Genomic DNA, 20,577 nt, shown 5'->3' with positions numbered 1-20,577 from the left:
ATTATGGTGACATTCGAGGCTCTGCAGCAAGGCAAGGAAACGCTGGCCGTGGTTGGCCTGGGCTATGTGGGGCTGCCCCTGGCTGTTGCCCTTTCGCGCCACATGAAGGTGCTGGGATTTGACATCAGCGCCCAGCGCGTCAAGGAACTGCAGGACGGCCATGACCGCACCCGCGAGGTGGACGATGGCAAACTGCAGACCGCCGACGTGCGCTACACCTGCGACCCAGCCGAACTCAGGCAGGCCGCCGTCATCATCGTGGCTGTGCCCACGCCCATTGACGGCCACCGCTCCCCTGACCTCACCCCCGTGGTGGGCGCCAGCAAAACCGTTGGCCAGAACATGAGCAGGGGCTGCGTCGTGGTGTACGAGTCCACCGTCTACCCCGGCCTTACCGAAGAAATCTGCGTGCCCATCCTTGAGCGCGAGTCCGGGCTTGCCTTTGGCAAGGACTTCACCATCGGCTATTCGCCGGAACGCATCAATCCCGGCGACAAGGTGCATACCCTCGAAACCATCACCAAGGTCGTTTCCGGTTCCGACGACCCCACCGCCGACCTGCTGGTCAAGGTGTACGGCTCCGTCGTCACGGCGGGCATACACCGCGCCTCCAGCATCAAGGTGGCCGAGGCCGCCAAGGTCATCGAGAACACCCAGCGCGACCTCAATATCGCCCTCATGAACGAGCTTGCCATCATCTTCGGCCGTCTGGGCATCGACACCCTTGAAGTGCTGGAAGCTGCGGGCAGCAAGTGGAACTTCCTGCCCTTCCGTCCCGGCCTCGTGGGCGGACACTGCATAGGCGTGGACCCCTACTACCTCACCTACAAGGCCGAGGAACTGGGCTATCACCCCGAAGTCATACTGGCTGGCCGCCGCATCAACGACAATATGGGCAAATACGTGGCCGAATGCACGGTCAAGCGCCTTATCAAGAGCGGCCGCGTCATCAGCGGCGCGCGCGTGGGCATCTTTGGCTTTACCTTCAAGGAAAACGTGCCAGATTTGCGCAACACCCGCGTGGTGGACGTCATCCGTGAGCTTGAAGACTACGGGGTGCAGGTGCTGGTCAGCGATGCCGAGGCCGATCCCGCCGAAGCCCTGCACGAATACGGTCAGATTCTGCTGCCGCAGGAAGACCTGCGCAATCTTGACGCCGTCATCCTGGCCGTGGGCCACAGCGCCTACAAGGCCCTGACACCCGAAGCAATCAGGAGTCTCTTTGCTCAGCCGGACAAGTCCGTGGTGCTGGACGTAAAAAGCTTCTTCGACCCCGCCGCCATGAGCGGCGCGGGCATAGACTACTGGAGGCTGTGAGCCGCGTGACCCTGCTTGTCTGCGCCGCCACCGGCCCGGAACTGGCGGGCCTTTTGCCGGACTTTGCGCCGCCTCTGACGGCTGACGCCCAATCCGGCAAGGGCAGCGCAGCTGACTCCCAATCCGATGCGGCCAGCGCAGCTGCCGCCCACTCCGGCGAAGTCGGAGCAGCTGCCGCCCCCGCAGACTGGCCCGAAATGCAGCTGTGGCCGGTACGCCTCAAGGCAGGAAACGCCCTGTGCTGCATCACGGGCATTGGCCCCATCAACGCGGCCCTGGCCATGGGCCATGCCCTGAGCCGGGCGGCGGCCGAAGGCACGCCCGTAAGCGCGGTGCTCAACGCGGGTCTGGCAGGCGCATTTGACCTTGAAGTGAGGCCCCTGCTTTCGCACTGCCTTGTTCGGGAAGAAATCTGGCCCGAATACGGTCTGCACGATGGCCAAAGCGTCACAGCCGGGGCCTTTGGCTTTCCGCAGTGGCAGCCCCCGCAGGGCGAAGCCGTGCGCGACCGCCTGACGCTGTCCGGCGTGGAGGCTCTGGCCCCCTTTGGCGGCAGATGCGCCAAGGACGCTCTGGCTGACTGCCGTTCGCTCACCGTGGCGGGCGTCAGCGCCAGTTTTGCCAGAGCGGCGGATCTGCGGGGCAGGTATCAGGCCGATCTTGAAAATATGGAAGGCTTTGCCGTGGCATATGCCTGCGCACGCCAGGGGATTCCCTGTGTGGAAGTACGCAGCGTGTCCAACAAGGTGGGGCCGCGCGCCAGGGAAGAAAAAGATTTTCCCGGCGCCCTGCGCGCACTGGCACAGGTGCTGCCCGCCCTTAACCTCATCTGAGTAGCGACATGATTCAACTCAAAGCACGCCTCGCCCTGGAACTGCCGGCCATCAACCGCGCTCTGGACAAGGCCGTGGACACATTGCCCGAACCCGTCCGCCCCATAACCCGCCATATTTTTCAGGCTGGCGGCAAGCGTTTGCGGCCCCTGCTCACCGTGCTCACAGCACGATTGCTGGGCAACGGCAATGAAGATATCCTGGATTTGGCCGTCACCCTTGAAATGCTGCACGCCGCCACCCTGCTGCACGACGATGTGCTGGACAATGCCGTGAGCCGCCGGGGCAAACCCGCGGCCCACACGCTCTACAACGTGTCCAGCGTCATTCTGGCGGGCGACGCCCTGCTGTCCGGGGCCAACGCCCTGGTGGCGCAAAGGGACGACCCGCGCCTTTCACGCTGCTTTTCCGAGGCCACAAGCCGCACGGCGGCGGGTGAGATTCTTGAAATCGCGTCCCAGGGCCGGGTGGACACCAGCGCTGAACAGTACGAAGATATGGTGCGCGGCAAAACCGCATGGCTTATCCGCGCCGCCTGCGAGATGGGCGCGCTGGCTGCCGGGGCCGACGCCGCTGCCGTGGCCGCTGCCGCCACCTATGGCGAGAACCTGGGCATGGCCTTTCAGATGGTGGACGACGCGCTGGACTTTGCCCCCGAGAGCGCCACGGGCAAGCCCACGGGGGGCGACGTGCGCGAGGGCAAGCTGACCCCGCCCCTGCGCCTCTACCGTGAAAGCCTGAACGAGGCTGAGCGCAAGGATTTTGACGTGGCCTTTACCAGCCTGAGCATGACCGAGGCCGACGCCGAGGCCATTGCCCTGCGCATACGCGAAGCGGGCTTTGACGCCGCCGTGCGCACACAGGCCGACACTTTTCTTGACGCGGCAAGGCGTGCCCTTGGCAGCCTGCCCGATAAGCCGGAGCGCAAGGTCATGTACAACATGGCCGACTATGTGCGCGACAGAAAGAAATAAGCTGTAACCTCACGAGGAAGCACCAATGCTCTACCGGGTGGAAACCGGCCTGCACGCCGGACTGGACGATACTCAGGGTCGCAAGACGGCCCAGCACCTGCTCAAAGCCCTTAACCTTTCCACGGGTTCCGTGCGTCAGATCAAGGTCTTTACGGCCGAGGGCCTCAGCGAGGCCCAGGTCAGGCGTCTGCTGGACGAAGGCATCTGGCATGACCCCATCCTGCAGGCCGCTTCTCTCGAGCCTCTGCCCGCTGGCCAGCCCGAACCGGACTGGTATGTGGAAGTGGGCTTTCGCCCCGGCGTGACGGACAACGAGGCCCGCACCGCGCGCGACACCGCCGCCATGGTGCTGGACATCCCGCGTGACAGCCTGCGCGTCTACACCGCCGTGCAGCACCGCATCGTCAATGATCCCGCCGCTCCCCTGACCCGCGAACAGGTGGACATGCTGGCCCGCGACCTGCTCTGCAACACGCTCATCCAGCGCTACCGCATCAAGAGCCGTGAAGAATGGCAGGCCAGCCCCGGCTTTGATGCGCAGGCCGCGCAGGTCACCGGCGAGGCCAATGACACGGTGGACACCATCACCCTGTCCGGCATGAGCGACGACGACCTCACCCAGGCCAGCCGCGCCAATACCTGGGCGCTGAACCTCAAGGAAATGCACAGCATCCGCGAGCAGTTCACCGCCCCCGACGAAGTGGAGCGCCGCAAGGCCCTGGGCCTGCCCGGCGACCCCACTGACGTGGAAATGGAAGTGCTGGCCCAGACCTGGTCCGAGCACTGCAAACACAAGATTTTCGCCTCGCGCATCAATTACACCGATGCGGACACGAACCGCCACGAAGTGGTGGACAACCTGTACAAAACCTGCATCCGCGACGCCACGGCCATTTTGCGCGAGCGCATGGGCGAAAATGACTACTGCAAGTCCGTGTTCAAGGACAATGCGGGCGTCATCGCCTTTATCAACGGCTACGACGCCTGCATCAAGGTGGAGACGCACAACAGCCCTTCGGCCCTTGACCCCTACGGCGGCGCGCTCACGGGCATTGTGGGCGTCAACCGCGACCCCATGGGCACGGGCATGGGCGCGGAACTTGTCTGCAATACGGACGTGTTCTGCTTTGCCTCGCCCTTCCACGACAAGGCCCTGCCCCCGCGCCTGCTGCACCCCCGCCGCGTGCTGGAAGGCGTGCGCGAAGGCGTGGAGCACGGCGGCAACAAGTCCGGCATTCCCACGGTCAACGGCTCCCTGGTCTTTGACGAACGCTATCTTGGCAAGCCGCTGGTCTACTGCGGCACTGTCGGCGTGATTCCTGCCGAAATACACGGCCGCCCCGGCTGGTTCAAGAAGGCCGAAACCGGCGACTTCATCGTCATGACCGGCGGACGCATCGGCAAGGACGGCATCCACGGGGCCACCTTCTCTTCCGAAGAGCTGCACGAAGGCTCCCCTGCCACTGCCGTGCAGATCGGCGACCCCATCACCCAGCGCAAGATGTACGACTTCATCATGCGCGCCCGCGACCTTGGCCTCTACCACGCCATTACCGACAACGGCGCTGGCGGTCTGTCCTCTTCCGTGGGCGAAATGGCCGAAGACACGGGCGGCTGCGTGCTGGACATAGCCAAGGCCCCCCTCAAGTACGACGGACTGCGCCCCTGGGAAATCCTGCTCTCCGAAGCGCAGGAACGCATGACCCTGGCCGTGCCGCCCGAAAAGCTGGACGAATTCATGGAACTGGCCGCCCGCATGGACGTGGAAGCCACGGCCCTTGGCACGTTCACCGAATCCGGCTACTTCGAGGTGCGCTACAATGACCGCATCGTGGCCTCCATGCCCATGCAGTTCATGCACGAAGGCGTGCCGCAGCTTGAGCTGGAAGCCGAGTGGAAGACTCCTGAAATCAAGGAAATCAGCGTGGATGTGGCCGACGCGGATCAGGGCGCTTTTCTCAAGCGCATGCTGAGCCGCCTCAACATCTGCTCCAAGGAATACATCATCCGCCAGTACGACCACGAAGTGCGCGGCGGCAGCGTTATCAAGCCGCTGGTGGGCGTCAAGCGCGACGGCCCGGCTGACGCGGGCGTGCTGCGCCCCCTGCTGGAATCCGACGCCGGGCTTGTGATCTCCCACGGCATCTGCCCCAAGTTCAGTGATTACGACACCTACTGGATGATGGCCAACGCCATGGACGAGGCCATACGCAATGCCGTGGCCGTGGGCGCGGACCCCGACGCCCTGGCCGGGGTGGACAACTTCTGCTGGTGCGACCCAGTGGTCAGCCCCTCCAATCCTGACGGACGCTACAAACTGGCACAGCTTGTGCGCGCCTGCCGCGCCCTGCGCCAGTTCAGCCTTGCCTTCGGCGTGCCCTGCATTTCCGGCAAGGACTCCATGAAGAACGACTACACCGGCGGCGGCGAGCGCATTTCCATCCCGCCCACGGTATTGTTCTCCGTGCTTGGCGTCATCCGCAACGTCACGGCCACCCAGACGTCGGACTTCAAGAAAGCCGGCGACTACATCTACCTGCTGGGCGGCACCTGGAACGAAATGGCGGGCAGCGAGGCCGCTGACGAACTGGGCCTCAAGGGCGGCCATGTGCCCCATGTGGACGCCGCCTCCGCCATGGCGCGCTACCGCGCGGTTTCCGCCCTCATGGGCCAGCGGGCCATCTCTGCCTGCCACGACTGCTCTGACGGCGGCCTGGCCGTGGCCCTGGCTGAAATGTGCATCGGCGGCCGCCTGGGCGCGGAACTCAACCTGGACGCCGTACACGCCCTGCAGTGCATGAACAAGACAGAACTGCTGTACAGCGAAAGCGCCAGCCGCCTGCTTGTGAGCGTCAAGCCCGAACTGGCCATGATCTTTGACGCCTTTGGGCAGTGGCAACTCTGCTCACGGGTGGGCGTGGTCACCGCCGACAGCCGCCTGACCATCAAGTCCGGCGACAGCGTCATTGCCAACGAAGACGTGGAAGACCTGGCCCGCGCCTTCAAGGTCACGCTGGACTGGTAATACGATTCCAATTGCGCTATTGTGAAAGTGCCGCTGGTTACAGCAGCGGCACTTTTTTAGATCAATTTCACTTTGAAATTGATCTGGCGTCTGCTCACGCTGCCGCCCGCCGCAGAGGCGTAAGCGCTATTTATTTGCGCTGTTACGCGCCGAAGCAGTCGTCTTGAAAGCATTGAGAATGGATATTCTCAATGCGAAAATGCTCTGGAGCGCTGTTGAGGGTATTCGTCCTCAACGATTTCGCAGCGCCGCTCAGGTGCGCGCAGACACACTGCGCTTACCCTTCCAGGCGAGCGCCCGCTCACCAATCATCAGCGCAGCTTCCATCACAATGAAATTGCCCTGGAACCCACGGCCTTTGCAAGCAGGCCTTCCAGCCCTTCATCTCCCTTACCTTCAAAAAACTTTCTGGGATTTAATCTAACAAAATCATTTCATTAGCAATTGCCATCGCTATGAGCTGGGTATATGGTTCCAGCGTGTCATAGCATCCACTACGTGATCAAGCTGTCGGCAGTCCCCCCCTGCCCGAGGGTGGAATGTCTCCAGCAAAGGAGAAAATCATGTACCATATGCGCAAAAAAGCGGAAAACATCAGATCCCAACTGGCGACGTGGCGTGAAACTCTGCATCGGCACCCCGAATTGAGCTTCAAGGAATTCTGGACGACCGAGTATCTGACAAAAGAACTTGCCGCCATGGGCATAGAAATTGTGGACTGGGGCGGCGAAACAGGCGTTGTGGGCCTGCTGCACGGCCCCCGCCCCGGCAAGTGCGTGGCCCTGCGGGCCGACATTGACGCCCTGCCTATTGAGGAAAAAAGCGGCGTCCCCTTCACTTCGGAAAATCAGGGCGTCATGCACGCATGCGGGCACGACAGCCATATGGCCGCCCTGCTGGGCGCGGCCCGCCTTCTGGCCGAACATAAAAACGACCTCAAGGGCACGGTAAAATTCATCTTTCAACCTGCGGAAGAAATCTTCTCGGGCGGCGCTCTCATGGTCAAAAAGGGCGTGCTTGAAAATCCCCATGTGGATTTCATTTTCGGCCAGCACAATAACTGCGAATATCCGGCCGGCAAAGGTCTGATCTCCTCCGGTTCCATCATGGCCTGTTCGGCCTTCATTTCCATCACAGTACACGGCAAGGGCGGCCACGGAGCAGTGCCGCACCTGGCCCATGACCCCGTTGTGGCCGCTGCGGCCATCATTGCATCACTGCAAAGCATCGTCAGCCGCGAAATGCGCCCCACCGACGCCGTGGTCGTCACCATCGGCAGCATACACGGCGGCACGGTGGCCAATGTCATTCCCGATACCGTCACCATGCAGGGTACGGTACGCTGCTTTGACCTTGAACTTTTCAACGAGCTTGAAGACCGGCTGCGCCGCATCATCGACAATACGGCCGCCGCATACCGGGTTACGGCCGATTTTGAATACAACAAGCTCGTCCCCAATGTGAACAACCCGCCGGAACTTACGGAATGGATGCGTCAGGGCCCCATGAAAGAAGTGTATGGCGAAGAAAATATCCTGCCGTGCACGCCCAGCATGGGAGGCGAGGATTTTGCCTGCTACATGGCCGAAACACCGGGCATTTTCTCATGGTTTGGCAGCGGCAATCCCGATAAGGGCATCAAGTTCTCCTGGCACAACCCTGCGTTCAACGTGGACAACGAAAGCCTGGTATACGGCGCGGCGCTCTACGCGCAAGTAGCCCTGGACTGGCTGGCCAAGGACGCTGGATAATAACCTTGCAGCCGGGTCGCGCGCGTGTGCCCCGGCTGACAGATAAGGAAACGCTGATTTATTTCGTTTGGCGGACTTGCTTCACCTTTTTTGAAACAGTCGAGGACGGAAGAGTCCACTCCTGCTTCAAAAAAATCGCGCCTTGCCAAAGGAAATACCTGCGCGTTTCCAGGAGGCTCTTTAATCAGCGCTTCCGTAACAAACAGAAGGAGACGCCTTATGGGATTTACTTGGAAGCACAGGCATACATCGCTGGCCGTGGTTTTTGTGGTCTGGCTGGTTTCCTACCTTGACCGCATGGTCATGTCGACGGCCATACCGTACATTGCGGACGACTTTAATCTTTCCGCTGGTGAAATGGGCGTGGTCATGAGCGCTTTTTTTGCCGGTTACGCCCTCTGCCAGATCCCCGGGGGCATTCTGAGCGACCGCTTCGGAGCGCGCAAAGTTCTGGTGTTCGCCATTGCATGGTGGTCCATCTTTACCCTGTTCACTGGTTACGCCAGCAGCCTGATCGGCCTTGTGATCATCCGCATCTGTTTCGGCATTGGTGAAGGCATCGGCCCCGCCGCCACGTGGAAATCCCTGGCAGTCTGGACGCCCGCCTCGGAGCGCGGACGCGCCAACTCCATCATGATGAGCACCAACTCGCTGGGACCCGCCCTGGCCCCTCTTTTTGTGGTGGCCATCATGTCATACTGGGGCTGGCGGGCCGTGTTCCACTATCTGAGCATCCCGGGCTTTTTGCTCTGCATCTGGGTCTGGTTCACCCTCTATGACAATCCCAAGGAAAAGAAAGGCGTCAGCGAGGAGGAACTCCGGGAACTGGAAGAAGATTCCTCCGCGCAGGGCGTGGAGCAAAAACGCCTGACCTTTATGCAGGTACTGAGCACGCCCGTGGTCTGGAAGTCGTTTCTTCTGCTTTTCTTCAGCAATACCGTGGCCTGGGGCTACATGTCCTGGCTGCCGACCTATCTTGTCAAAAGCCGTGGCCTGGCCATGGGGCAGATGGGCATTGCCGCGTCGCTGCCCTTTTTTGCGGGCTTCATCGGCGCCATTGTTTCCGGCTACCTCATGGACGGCGCACTGAAAAAATACCGCTTCCATTATGTCATTGTCACCCAGCTGTGCATGGCGCTTTTCCTCTATCTCATGTTCACGGCTGAAAGCGTGACCAGCCTGATGATCTTCAACGTCATCGCCGGGTACTTCTGCTTCTGCTGCGTGGCGTCGGTCTTCAGCCTGCCCATGATGGAAGTGCCCAAGGAAATCGCGGGACGCGCCATGGGCATCGTCAATACCGCCGGGCAGCTCGCGGGCTTTCTGGCCCCCATTGTCGTGGGCCTGCTCATTACCACCGCCAGTGACGGCGTGCAGAACTATAATGTGGCCTTTGGCTTTTTGTGCTGCTCCAACATCATGGCAGCCATAATCGCCCTCTTCTTCCACCGCAGCAACGTCAAAGCCGCTGCCGCCGCTTAACTTGCGTGCTTTGTGGGGGAGGGACCCTTTTGCAAAAGGGTCTCCTCCCCCACACCCCCACCCCCTAAAACTCTTATCGTGGTTTAGATGCAGTATTCCTGAGGGAGAGGATGAACAACCTGCAGGGACATTACATCTAAGGAAATTTTAAAAGTGAAACTGCTCTGGCGGCAGCATCGCTGACCACAGCGCGACACACAAAAAAAGCCCCGCAGGCTTTGTAGCTTGCGGGGCTTTAATTATTGCTGCCAAACCATGCGTTTACGGGGGGGTCTCCAGGGTGTGCAGCCGCGAAGAGATTGCCTGTGAGCCGCATGCGGCTGGCGGAAAATGCGTCAGTCGTCAGGGCCCTGTACCTTTGCGAAAATACATTCTCAAAGTTTACGGCACGCCCCCATTGGCTGCTCAAGCACGAAAAAATCGCGCCTGCACTACGACAGTGGACGTCTGCTTACGCAACCGCCGAACAATCTCACTTGAAACGCTCTAGTTGTTAACGTCGCCTTCTACACGCTGCGGAGCGCGGCGCGGAGCTTCAGGACGTTTGCCGGGGCGGTTGTCGTTGGGACGACCCATCCTGTCGCCATTGGGATTCCTGTCGTTGGGGCGAGCCATCCTGTCGCCGTTGGGATTCCTGTCGTTGGGACGAGCCATCCTGTCGCCGTTGGGATTCCTGTCGTTGGGACGACCCATCTTGTCGTTGCGCGGCCCCTTGTTGTCGCCGGGGCGACCTGCCTGGGGGGCTTTGCCGTTCTTTGGGCCGGGATGCTGGCCATAAGCGCCGCCCTTGGGGTCTTTATGGGGCGCGGGCTTGACGTTGTGCCCGGCCTTGGGGCCCTTGGGAGCCTTGGCGCCCTTGAGGCCCCTGGCGTCTTTTTTGTGCGGGGCGGGGGCGTTCATGCCCTGGTCGCCGTTGTACTGCTGGTCATTGCGAGCCACAAGCATGACGCCCGGCGTAGCACCGGAAACGTCCGCGTTTGCCTGAACCGGAGCCCCGATCCACAGAGCCGCGGCAAGGGTGCACAACCCCAAAGGCCGCCAGAGATTTTGCATGGTCATATTGGTATCCTCCTTGAAGGGCACACAGCCCTGAGTTTCCATATGCCTATGCGTTCCCGGACGCAAGAGGTCTTTGCAAATTACCCGTCTTCAGATTGAAACTATTACACTTTTTTTAATGAAACACGGATTGAAGAGCCTCCTGAAAACGCGCTGGTATTTCCTTTGGCAAGGCGCGATCTTTTTTGAAGCAGGAGTGGACTCTTCCGTCCTCGACTGCCTCAAAAAAAGTGAAGCAAATCAGCCAAGCGGAACAAATCAGCGCTTCCTTAATAATTTTTAAAATTTCGAGCTTTTTTCAGGGTCAACGGCCAGACGCAACGCGGGAGTCCCAAGGCCATCCTCATGCGCGGCCCGCCCCAGGGCGTCGGCTTCGGGACGCACATACCCGCGCCCCTCTACTTCATACAGCTTGGCGGGCATATCCCGCCCCGCCACTCTGGCCGTTGCAGCCCTGCGCGGCAGCACCAGACGCTCCATACGCTGGCAGCGCAGCCCCAGGGTATGGGTGTGCCGCACCACGGCACGGCTTGCGGCGTCTTCGTCTCCCACAAGGCACAGCACGCGCAGCAGACCCGAAGGACGGTTTTTCTTGCCCGTTCCCGGCAACCACAGGACATCCAGCACCTCGGGCATGTCGGCCAGAACCGTGAGGGCCTGACCAAGCTCTTCACCGGTGAGGTGATCGATATGAGTCTCAAGCTGGCTGACCAGTTCGCGCCCGCCAAGGCTATGGTCTGCCTGGGGGGCCGCATCCAGCAGCCAGACCCGCAGGCCCGACGCAGCCGGACGTGAGCCATAGCCCGTACCCATGGCCCTGAGGGTGCCGCTGGGGGCTCCGGTAAATTCGTCCGTGAGTGCATGCAGCAAAGCCGCCCCGGTGGGGGTGATCAGTTCTTCGCGCGCATCGGTGGCGTACACGGGCTTGTCGCGCAAAAGCCAGGCCGTGGCGGGCGCAGGCAGGGGAATACGCCCGTGTGCGCAGTCAATGCTGCCCGAAAACCAGGGCAGGGACGAAGCCGTGATCCTGCGCGCCCCCAATTGCGCAAGGCCATAGCACACGCCAAGGATGTCCACCAGGGTGTCCACTGCCCCCACTTCATGAAAATGCACCTTTTCAGGAGCTATCTGATGGGCGTGAGCCTCGGCCAGGGTCAGGGCATCCAGCACGGACAGGGCGCGCTGGCGCACAGCGGCGGGCAGATCCACGGCATTGAAGATGGCGGCAATGTCCGCAGGGTGGCGCAAGGGCTGCCCTTCATGCCGCCAACGCACGTCAACGCAACGGCCGGGGCCAGCCGCCCTGACTTCTTCGCGCACCTCAAGCTCACAGGCCACGCCCGCTTTTTCCAGAGCCGCCGTGAGAGGGGCAAAGTCCACGCCAAGGTGGGCCAGGGCCGCCAGGGTCATGTCGCCGCTGATGCCGCCGCCGCAATCCAGATATACTTCCATACGCACCTGATATACGCCGCCAGGCACGCCGGAAATACCCTGGCGCGCACTTGTGCAGCATCCGTTTGTTGTTGTATAAACAGAAAAAGGCCGCTGTACACGGCGGCCGCAGAACCATCAAACCGCATCGAAAAGCCGGAGGGTAGCATGCCTGTTCAGAACTGGATGACCACCGATGTTGTCAGCGTCACCCCGGAGACGTCCCTGCTCAAGGTCGGCAAACTTATGAAGGATCATCACGTCCGCCGTTTGCCCGTCCTTGACGATGCGGGACGTGTCGTTGGCATTATCTCCGACCGTGACGTGCGTGACGCCTCCCCCTCCAAGGCCACCACGCTCGACATGTATGAAATGCACTACCTGTTGGCCGAGCTGAAAGCCAAAAACATTATGACTCCTAACCCCCTTACCGTCAAACCTTCCGACACGGTGGAGCAGGCCGCCCTGCTCATGCTTGACCACAAGGTCGGCGGGCTGCCGGTGGTGGAAGAAAACGGAACGCTGGTAGGCATCATTTCTGACCACGATGTTTTCAAGGCTCTGGTGGACATCACCGGCGCACGCCTTGGCGGCCTTCAGTTCGCCATCGAACTGCCCGACCAGCCGGGCACGGCGCGCCCCGTCTTTGACGCGCTGCGCACCCACAACGCGCGCCTGCTGTCGGTACTTACCGTGAGCAATGACGATGGCAATCGTCACCTTTTCATACGAGTGCGTGATCTTGGCGATAAAACCGCTGAAGACAACCTTATGGAAGAAGTTGCAAAGCTTGGGCGAGTGCTGTATTGCATCCGTCAAGATGGTTGAGTCATGAGATCGGGATTCAATTATCACATTGAGATGACTAAGAAAAAAATTTGACTAGATCGGTTGGGCAGGCCAAAAAAACGAGCCAGGGCTTGCCATCAAAATTTTTTTATGGCATAAAGGCATTCGTTGTGATTGCATTACGCTTTCGCGCCCCATCGGAGGAATTCGGCCGGGTAACCCCGGTTGGCTGCGCCTGGAGTATCTTGCTCCGGCGAGGTTGAGTACTATCTGTCCAAGGAGGACACACGCATGGCTGAGATCACCTATAAAGGTAAAAGCTTTGAAGTTGACGAAGACGGTTTCCTTCTGCGTTTTGACGACTGGTGCCCCGAATGGATGGATTATGTAAAAGAATCCGAAGGCATCTCTGAAATCACCGCCGACCACCAGAAGATTCTTGACTTCCTGCAGGACTACTACAAGAAGAACGGCATCGCCCCCATGGTCCGCATTCTGTCCAAGAACACCGGGTACAAGCTGAAGGAAGTTTACGAACTGTTCCCCTCTGGCCCCGGCAAAGGCGCATGCAAAATGGCCGGCCTGCCCAAGCCCACCGGCTGCGTGTAGTCCGAGCCTTTACATTTCGGAAAAAAAGCGGAAGGGAAACCTTCCGCTTTTTATTTTCCAGCGCGGCCCCCTTTTGTTGAAAATTGAAAGTTGAAAATTGATAGCTGAGAGTATATTTTACCAAAGGGTTTGCCACGCTCACTGCCCTCTGCCCGTTACGGCCTGCAAACGCACGGGCACACCGCTCGCGGCCCGCAGGCAACTGCCCCGCCCGTCGGCGAGATCCAGATGGCCCACCGGCGCAGCTTCAAAAAAACACGCTTTACAATCCAACATATTTGCAACATGCAATTGTTTGTTTGTAAAAAGCCACCTTATCCACCATTTCAGGCGTACACCCCCCGTCCACACCCTTCGCAGCCCGCAGCGCCCGGGCTTTGGACGCACTCTTTACGCCGAAGCAAAAAAACGGTATCGCCCTGCCATGAAAATTCGTCTGTCATGGAAAAAAATCACTCTCTGGCTGATTGGCATTATACTTATTTGCGGCCTCCTTGGCGGAAGCGGCGTGGTCATGCTCTTTTACTGGGCCTCGCGCGACCTTCCGGACATTAACCGCATAGCAGAGTACAAGCAGCCTCAGGCCACGGTTGTTCTGGCCCGTGACGGCTCGACCCTGGGCACGCTTTTTCATGAAAAACGCTATGTCATCGGCCTCAAAGAGATATCGCGGTATCTGCCCATGGCCTTTCTGGCCGCAGAAGACGATGCCTTCTACCGACACATGGGCGTGGACCCCACGGCCATTCTGCGCGCGGCCATCAACAATTTTCGCAAGGGACGCCAGGGCGAGGGCGGCAGCACCATCACCCAGCAGCTTATCAAGCAGCTCCTGCTGACCTCCGAGCGCAGCTATACCCGCAAGATGAAAGAGGCCATTCTGGCCTATGATCTGGAAAAAACCTACACCAAGGACCAGATCCTCACCATCTATCTCAACCAGATATATCTCGGCGAACACGCCTATGGCGTGGAGGCCGCCGCGCGCACCTACTTTGGCAAACACGCCTCGGACATCACCCTGGCGGAGAGCGCCGTTATCGCCGGACTGCCCAAGGCTCCCAGCACATACAACCCCTTCCGCAGGCCAGAAGAGGCCAAAGGCCGGCAAATGTACGTGCTTGGCCGCTTGCGCGACCTCAAATGGATCACCAACGAAGAATACGAAAAAGCCGTTGCCGAACCCCTGGTCTACTGGAGCATGCCCGAAGGCATGGGCGGCGCGGCCCAGTGGTACCTTGAGGAAGCCCGCCGCCTGCTCATAGAATTTTTTACGGAACAGAACCTCAAGGCCCTTGGCGTAGAAACCGACAAAGCTGGCGCGGACTACGTGTACGAAGCCGGACTCACCGTGCATACCGCCATGGAGCCTGCCCACCAGTACGCGGCCGGAGCCGCCCTGCGCCAGGGTCTGGAAGAACTGGACAAGCGCCAGGGCTGGCGTGGCCCCCTGGAAAAGCTGGATGCGGAAAAGCAGAAGAGCTTTCTTGCCCAGAAGAGCTTCAGCCCCATGGATCTCGCTGGCGACAGCTGGGTCAAGGCCGTCGTGACCCAGGTGGAGGCCAAGGAAGCACGCGTGAACCTGGGGCAGGGGTATACGGGCGTCATCCCCGTGGCCGACATGTCCTGGGCGCGTAAACCCAATCCCAAGGTGGCGGGCATCTATGCTCCTGCCGTCAAGGATGCCAAGCAGGTGCTCAGCCCTGGCGACCTCATCTGGGTGTCCGCCGCTGAAACCAGCATTGTGGAAACAGGGGCCAAGGGCCGCAAAGAAAAGAAAACCCAGCCCTTTGACCCAGGCACTGCCAAAAAAGGCGCGCCCATTCCCCTGCTCCTGCAGCAGGAACCAGCGGTGCAGGGCGCCATTGCCTCGGTGGAAGCTGAAAACGGCGACGTGGTGGCCCTCATCGGCGGCTACCAGTTCGGCGACAGCCACTTCAACCGCGCAACCCAGGCCCGCCGCCAGCCCGGTTCCAGCTTCAAGCCCGTGGTCTATTCCACGGCGCTGGACATGGGCTTCACCGCGCTCTCAACAGTGCTGGACGCGCCCTTTGTGTATGTGAACCCCTATACCAACGAGGTATGGCGGCCCTCCAACTACGAAAAGAACTACAAGGGCGAACTGCCCCTGCATACCGCCCTCGCGCTGTCGCGCAATACGTGCACCGTGCGCATAGCCCAGCAGGTGGGCATTGCCAACGTCATCCAGCGGGCCAAGGCGCTGGGGCTTGAACCCCACTTCCCGCAGGAACTTTCGGTCAGCCTGGGCGCTGTGGCGGTTTCGCCCCTCAATCTCACCCAGGCATACGCGGCCTTTGCCAACAAGGGCCTGGGCGTGCGCCCGCGCATCATCACCTCCATCACCGATCCCAAGGGCCGCGTGCTCTACCGGCAGGATGTGGAGCAATGGCAGGCCCTCAGCCCGCAAAACGCCTTCATGATGGCCACCCTGCTCAAACAGGTGGTCAACTCGGGCACAGGCAGCCGCGCCAAGATTCCGGGATACAATATCGCCGGAAAAACCGGCACCACCAACGAAGAGCACGATGCCTGGTTTGTGGGCTTTTCTCCCCATCTGGTCACGGGCATCTACGTGGGCTACGACCAGTTGCAGAGCCTGGGCCGCCTTGAACAGGGCGGGCGCACCGCCGCACCCATCTTCCGCACCTATCGCGTGGAAGTGGAAAACCGCTACCCTGCCGACGACTTCGTCATGCCGGAGGGCATTGTCATGAGGGACGGTCTCGCCTTCCGCTCCGACATGCCCATTGAGGGCGCTTCGGCCACGGCCCCCTCCACCGGGGACGACAGCGTGGTGGACACCTCGCAGGGCGGCGAAGACCTCATGCGCCAGATGTTCTGATTTTTTGGCCTGATTTTTAACACCAGGGGCCGGACAACCGGCCCCTTCTCACGCTACGGCGCGCCAACGCCGCAACACAAAGGAAATGCATGATTCCCTATGGTTCTCTTGTTGTTTACGTGACGCCCAAGGGCCGCCGCTACACCAAACGCCTGGTCGAAGACCAGAACTGGCACAGCAACGACGGCACCCTGTTGGCCTCTGATGTGACCACCTGCGATTTCGGCAGTGTGGTGTACACCAATCAGCAGGTGCCCATACAGGTAATGGAAGCCACCCTTTATGACCGCCTCAAGACCCTCAAACGCCAGACGCAGATTATCTATCCCAAGGATATCGCTTACATCTGCCTGCGTCTTGGCGCTGGCCCCGGCCGCACCATCATTGAGGCCGGCTGTGGTTCCGGCGGCCTGACCACCGGTCTTTCATGGTTCTGCGGCCCCACCGGGCGCGTTGTCAGCCATGAGGCGCGCGAGGAATTCATGGCTCTGGCCCGCAAAAACCTTGAATGGGCGGGCGTGGGCGACAACGTGGAGCTTCACAACCGCGACGTGGCCGATGGCTTTGCCGTCACCGGCGCGGACGCCCTCTTTCTGGACGTACGCACCCCCTGGGAATACCTCGACCACGCGGTGGCGGCCGTGCGCCCCGGCGCAAGCTTCGGCTTTCTGCTGCCCACCGTGGATCAGGTCAGCAAGCTTTTGCTCGGCCTTGAACGCGGTCCCTTTGCCGATGTGGAAGTCTGCGAGATTCTCATCCGCCGCTGGAAGCCCATTGCTGACCGCCTGCGGCCTGAAGACCGCATGAATGCGCATACGGGATTTCTGGTCTTTGCCCGCCAGCAGCAACGCAGCCAGGACTTTGAGTCACGCAAGCCCCTGGGCACGCGCGAACGCAAGCAGGAGGCCGCACGACTGGCCCGCCTGGGCCTGGACGGCGAAGCCCCGCAGGACGCCACGCCAGAGGATGATGTGCAGGAATAAAGTAATGCACTGTTATGGTGAAAGGCTTTGTGGGGGAGGGACCCTTTTGCAAAAGGGTCTCCTCCCCCACACCCCCACCCCCTAAAACTCTTATGGTATTGCAGTGTAATACAAAGGGTTTTCTGGTTCAGGCGGGGGGGTCATTACACTGAGCCTTCCGGGCATCACCACATTTCAAAGGCATCTGCTCTGGCCGCACTCCATCTCCTGCCCAAAATGCTCAAAAGCCCGGCGCGTGTACAACGCGCCGGGCTTTTTTGTTTGTCGTCGTCAACGGGGGCGGCATTACCTGCATCGCCATGCGCCCGTGGAAGGGAATCCCTTTTAAAACGTTAAGGCCAGCCCCGCCAGAGCGTGATTCCACCTGGAGCCCATAAGCAGTCAGGCCATGTTGGCCGGAATATCACTATTAATGTCATTGTGCCATATCATGCTCTGGCCTAGGGTACGGCCATGAAAAGCGAGCATTGCCCCACCGACGGTTGTTCAACTGCCCCACGCCTCGTCGTCATGGCTGTCCATGACGGTGCGGAAGTCCTCGATATCACGGGCCCCTTGAGCGTGTTTTCCGCAGCCAACGCTCTGCATGCGCAGTCCGGCGGCGTGGAACCGTTGTACCGCATCCAGGTCGCTGGCGAGAGCAGTGACGCGGTGGTGCGGGCCGCCTCCGGCGTCCGTCTGCTGACTGATGCCGCATTGGGCCAGTGCAGCGGCATTGACACCTTGCTGGTGGCGGGCGGCCCCGTGGCCAGGCAGGCTCCGCAGGCGCTGGTGGACTGGCTGGCCGAGGCTGCGCCCCTTGCGCGGCGCGTTTGCTCCATTTGCACAGGAGCCTTCATTTTGGCGCGCGCAGGGCTGCTGGAAGGCCGCCGAGCCACTACCCACTGGCTCATGCTTGAGGAACTACGCGCCTTTTCTCCAAATACTGATGTCCAGGCTGACGCCCTGCATGTGAAGGACGGTCCCGTCTATACCTCGGCCGGGGTGACGGCGGGCATTGATCTGGCATTGGCCCTGCTGGAGGAGGACTTTGGGCGCGATCTGGCGCTGAACGTGGCGAGAGTGCTTGTGCTCTACCTCAAGCGTCCGGGTGGACAATCGCAGTTCAGCACAACCCTTCTGGCGCAGATTCACGAGGGCGGCACACTGGCCTCGACGATCCAGTGGCTGCGCGACAACTATCAGCACCCGCTGTGCAACGAGGACATAGCCAGACACGCGGCCATGAGCCCGCGCAACTTCGCCAGAGTCTTCAAACGCGAAACAGGCGAGACTCCGGCCCATTTCATTGAAAATATTCGCCTTGAAGCAGCTGTGAAACGCCTGGAGGAAACAGCGCAGGCACTGGAAACCATCGCCCGGGAGTGTGGTTTCCAGTCCGGTGAACACTTCCGCCTGACATTTTCGCGCCGCTTCGGCATTACCCCCGGCCAGTACCGGAACAGATTCCGTTCCGGCGCATGGCGTTAACACTTAGGAGAGCCAAATGAAATATCTCCCTTTGCAGTGTCTTGCTCTCGCGTTCATGTTGCTCGCATCCGCCCTTTCCGTTCCGGCGCGCGTGCAGTCACCCCAATCAGAGGAGCAGGTCATGTATGAGGTTCACCCAGGCAAGGTTTCCAGTCAGATAACCGTCGGGGTTCTCATCTTCCCCGGCTTCGAGATGCTGGACGCCTACGGCCCGATGGAAATGTGGGGCAGCCTCAAGCACGCCCCGGCCCGTTTCTGGGGTGGCGAAGAAAAACGCGTAGGTGTAAAGCTGGTGACCATCGCGGCCACACGGGGAGAAATTCCCTCAAATCAGGGACCGAAGACCGTAGCCGACTACAGCTATGCCGATTCGCCCAAACTGGACTACCTGCTGGTGCCCGGCGGCGTCGGGGCAGTGCCCCTGGTTAACGACACTGCGACTCTGGACTGGCTGCGCGACCAGGCGACCAGGACGAAGATCGTCATGTCCGTGTGTAACGGCGCGTCGCTTCTGGCCGCAGCGGGCATTCTGGACGGCAGACCTGCCACAACAAACAAAATGGCCTTCAAGGATTCTACGGCGCCCGGCCCCAGGGTGAACTGGGTCAAACAGGCGCGCTGGGTAGATGACGGCGCCGTGGTCAGCTCTTCCGGCGTTTCTGCCGGGATGGATATGACCCTGGCGGTCATATCCCGCCTGTACGGTCAGCCTTTGGGCGACTGGCTGGAGCAGATCACTGAGTACGACGCGCACCGCGATCCGTCCTGGGATCCCTTTGCGGTCAAGGCCGGGCTGGTGCGTTAATCCTGTCCACAGGACACTCCAAAACAAGCGGCGGGGTTCGAGGCAATGCCCGGAATCCCGCCGCTCTCGCTTCGCAAATGCGATCGACCTTTTCCAATGGCAGTTGGCTCATGCCCTGATCAGAGCGCGCGACCTCAGCCTTTACCAGACCTACAAATACGCATCATCCATTTCAAGATAGCCGCATACGTAGTCGGCAATGCCCTCTTCAAGCGACGTAAAGGTAAGCGGGCAGTCCACGCGCTCAAGCCAGTCCATGGCGGCTTCGGTAAAATGCTGATACCGCCCCTTCAGCGTGTCGGGCATGTCCACATAGTTGATGCGGCAGGGCAGCTCAAGAGCGCTGAAAACCGACATGGCCAGTTCGTTGAAACTGCGGGCCGTGCCGGTGCCCACGTTGTGGATGCCGCAAACGTCGTTGCGCTCCAGCAGCCAGGCCATGAGGGCCGTGCAGTCCTTGACATAGACAAAGTCGCGGCTCTGTTCGCCGTCGGCCATGTCCGGCCTGTCTGATTTGAACAGGTTCAGGCTGCCCTCTTTTCTGATCTGCCTGTGGGCCTTGGCGGCCACGCTCTGCATATCGCCCTTGTGGTACTCGTTGGGGCCGTAAACATTAAAAAATTTCAGGCTGACCACCTCGTTTTGCAAGCCCTCGCGCAGGAGCCAGAGGTCGAAAAGCTGCTTGGAGTAGCCATACATATTCAAAGGCCGCAAATGCGGCACAAGTTTTTCGTCGTCGCTGAACCCCAGCGAGCCGTCGCCATAGGTGGCCGCCGAGCTGGCGTTGATGAAGCGCGCGCCCTTGTCCAGGGCATAACGGCAAAGGTCGCGGCTGTAGTGGAAGTTGTTTTCCATCAGAAAGTCCGCGTCCTTTTCCGTGGTGGCGGAACACGCGCCAAGATGCACCACGGCGCTGACCTCCCAGGGCAGGGCGTCGCGCCTCACGAGATCCAGGAACTGATCCCTGTGCAGATAGTCCACATAGCGGCGCTTGACCAGGTTGCGCCATTTGTCGCTCCTGGCCAGGTTGTCCACAACCACAATATCTTCAATATTCATGCAGTTGAGTTGCCACAAAAGAGCGCTGCCCAAAAATCCCGCGCCACCGGTAATCACATACATGGAGACCTCCATATGGTCTCTTTTATGGTACCAAGTAGCGTACAGTACCGCAAGCGCGGCTCCG

At 60.4% G+C, this 20,577-nt stretch carries 16 protein-coding genes; 13 read left to right on the top strand and 3 right to left on the bottom strand.

All coding sequences use genetic code 11. The features are described from left to right. Positions 1–3: 3 nt before the first annotated feature. From RBR41_RS12480 to RBR41_RS12450, 7 genes are all read left to right on the top strand, one after another. Positions 4–1,317 carry a nucleotide sugar dehydrogenase gene (locus tag RBR41_RS12480; protein ID WP_320352952.1) on the top strand — a complete coding sequence of 438 codons (1,314 nt, stop codon included), beginning with the start codon at positions 4–6 and terminating at the stop codon, positions 1,315–1,317. Beyond that, positions 1,314–2,150, top strand: a complete 837-nt coding sequence (gene mqnB, locus RBR41_RS12475; RefSeq protein ID WP_320352951.1) for a futalosine hydrolase — start codon at positions 1,314–1,316, stop codon at positions 2,148–2,150. Before RBR41_RS12480 ends, mqnB begins: the two co-directional genes overlap by 4 nt. 8 nt (positions 2,151–2,158) lie before the next feature. Then, the gene (locus RBR41_RS12470; RefSeq protein ID WP_320352950.1) at positions 2,159–3,124 is read left to right on the top strand and encodes a polyprenyl synthetase family protein; all 966 of its coding nucleotides are present in this window, start codon (positions 2,159–2,161) and stop codon (positions 3,122–3,124) included. A 25-nt stretch (positions 3,125–3,149) separates the two neighbouring features. After that, positions 3,150–6,149, top strand: a complete 3,000-nt coding sequence (locus RBR41_RS12465) for an AIR synthase-related protein (RefSeq protein WP_320352949.1) — start codon at positions 3,150–3,152, stop codon at positions 6,147–6,149. A 178-nt stretch (positions 6,150–6,327) separates the two neighbouring features. After that, positions 6,328–6,573, top strand: coding sequence for a hypothetical protein (locus tag RBR41_RS12460; RefSeq protein ID WP_320352948.1), 246 nt, complete (start codon positions 6,328–6,330; stop codon positions 6,571–6,573). Positions 6,574–6,712: 139 nt separating this feature from the next. Beyond that, the gene (locus tag RBR41_RS12455; RefSeq protein WP_320352947.1) at positions 6,713–7,900 is read left to right on the top strand and encodes a M20 family metallopeptidase; all 1,188 of its coding nucleotides are present in this window, start codon (positions 6,713–6,715) and stop codon (positions 7,898–7,900) included. A 219-nt stretch (positions 7,901–8,119) separates the two neighbouring features. Further along, complete coding sequence (locus tag RBR41_RS12450) at positions 8,120–9,382, top strand: MFS transporter (protein WP_320352945.1); 1,263 nt, start codon at positions 8,120–8,122, stop codon at positions 9,380–9,382. Between the two features lie 486 nt (positions 9,383–9,868). Here the strand turns inward: RBR41_RS12450 and RBR41_RS12445 are convergent, their stop codons facing one another. Both RBR41_RS12445 and RBR41_RS12440 read right to left on the bottom strand, forming a co-directional pair. Then, positions 9,869–10,441: a hypothetical protein gene (locus RBR41_RS12445; protein ID WP_320352944.1), complete on the bottom strand. Its 573-nt coding sequence runs from the start codon at positions 10,439–10,441 to the stop codon at positions 9,869–9,871. Positions 10,442–10,720: 279 nt separating this feature from the next. Then, positions 10,721–11,893, bottom strand: a complete 1,173-nt coding sequence (locus tag RBR41_RS12440) for a LarC family nickel insertion protein (protein ID WP_320352943.1) — start codon at positions 11,891–11,893, stop codon at positions 10,721–10,723. A 147-nt stretch (positions 11,894–12,040) separates the two neighbouring features. Here RBR41_RS12440 and RBR41_RS12435 point away from each other — a divergent pair, with 147 nt between their 5' ends. The 6 genes from RBR41_RS12435 (at position 12,041) to RBR41_RS12410 (ending at position 19,391) form a co-directional block, all read left to right on the top strand. Further along, complete coding sequence (locus tag RBR41_RS12435) at positions 12,041–12,700, top strand: CBS and ACT domain-containing protein (RefSeq protein WP_320352941.1); 660 nt, start codon at positions 12,041–12,043, stop codon at positions 12,698–12,700. 252 nt (positions 12,701–12,952) lie between these two features. Beyond that, positions 12,953–13,270 (top strand): TusE/DsrC/DsvC family sulfur relay protein, encoded by a 318-nt coding sequence (locus RBR41_RS12430; RefSeq protein ID WP_012625537.1) that lies wholly within the window; start codon positions 12,953–12,955, stop codon positions 13,268–13,270. A gap of 424 nt (positions 13,271–13,694) precedes the next feature. Next, complete coding sequence (locus RBR41_RS12425; protein WP_320352939.1) at positions 13,695–16,133, top strand: PBP1A family penicillin-binding protein; 2,439 nt, start codon at positions 13,695–13,697, stop codon at positions 16,131–16,133. 89 nt (positions 16,134–16,222) lie between these two features. Next, positions 16,223–17,116 (top strand): tRNA (adenine-N1)-methyltransferase, encoded by an 894-nt coding sequence (locus tag RBR41_RS12420; RefSeq protein ID WP_320352937.1) that lies wholly within the window; start codon positions 16,223–16,225, stop codon positions 17,114–17,116. 453 nt (positions 17,117–17,569) lie between these two features. Further along, the gene (locus RBR41_RS12415) at positions 17,570–18,586 is read left to right on the top strand and encodes a GlxA family transcriptional regulator (RefSeq protein WP_320352936.1); all 1,017 of its coding nucleotides are present in this window, start codon (positions 17,570–17,572) and stop codon (positions 18,584–18,586) included. Positions 18,587–18,602: 16 nt separating this feature from the next. Beyond that, on the top strand, positions 18,603–19,391 hold the full coding sequence (locus RBR41_RS12410) for a DJ-1/PfpI family protein (protein WP_320352935.1): 789 nt from the start codon (positions 18,603–18,605) through the stop codon (positions 19,389–19,391). Between the two features lie 150 nt (positions 19,392–19,541). Here RBR41_RS12410 and rfaD read toward each other — a convergent pair whose 3' ends face one another. After that, positions 19,542–20,513, bottom strand: coding sequence for an ADP-glyceromanno-heptose 6-epimerase (gene rfaD / locus RBR41_RS12405; RefSeq protein WP_320352934.1), 972 nt, complete (start codon positions 20,511–20,513; stop codon positions 19,542–19,544). Between the last annotated feature and the right edge of the window lie 64 nt (positions 20,514–20,577).

The sequence above is a fragment of the Desulfovibrio sp. genome (genome assembly GCF_034006445.1).
Classification (GTDB): domain Bacteria; phylum Desulfobacterota; class Desulfovibrionia; order Desulfovibrionales; family Desulfovibrionaceae; genus Desulfovibrio.
This window is presented reverse-complemented; position numbering and strand designations above follow the sequence as displayed.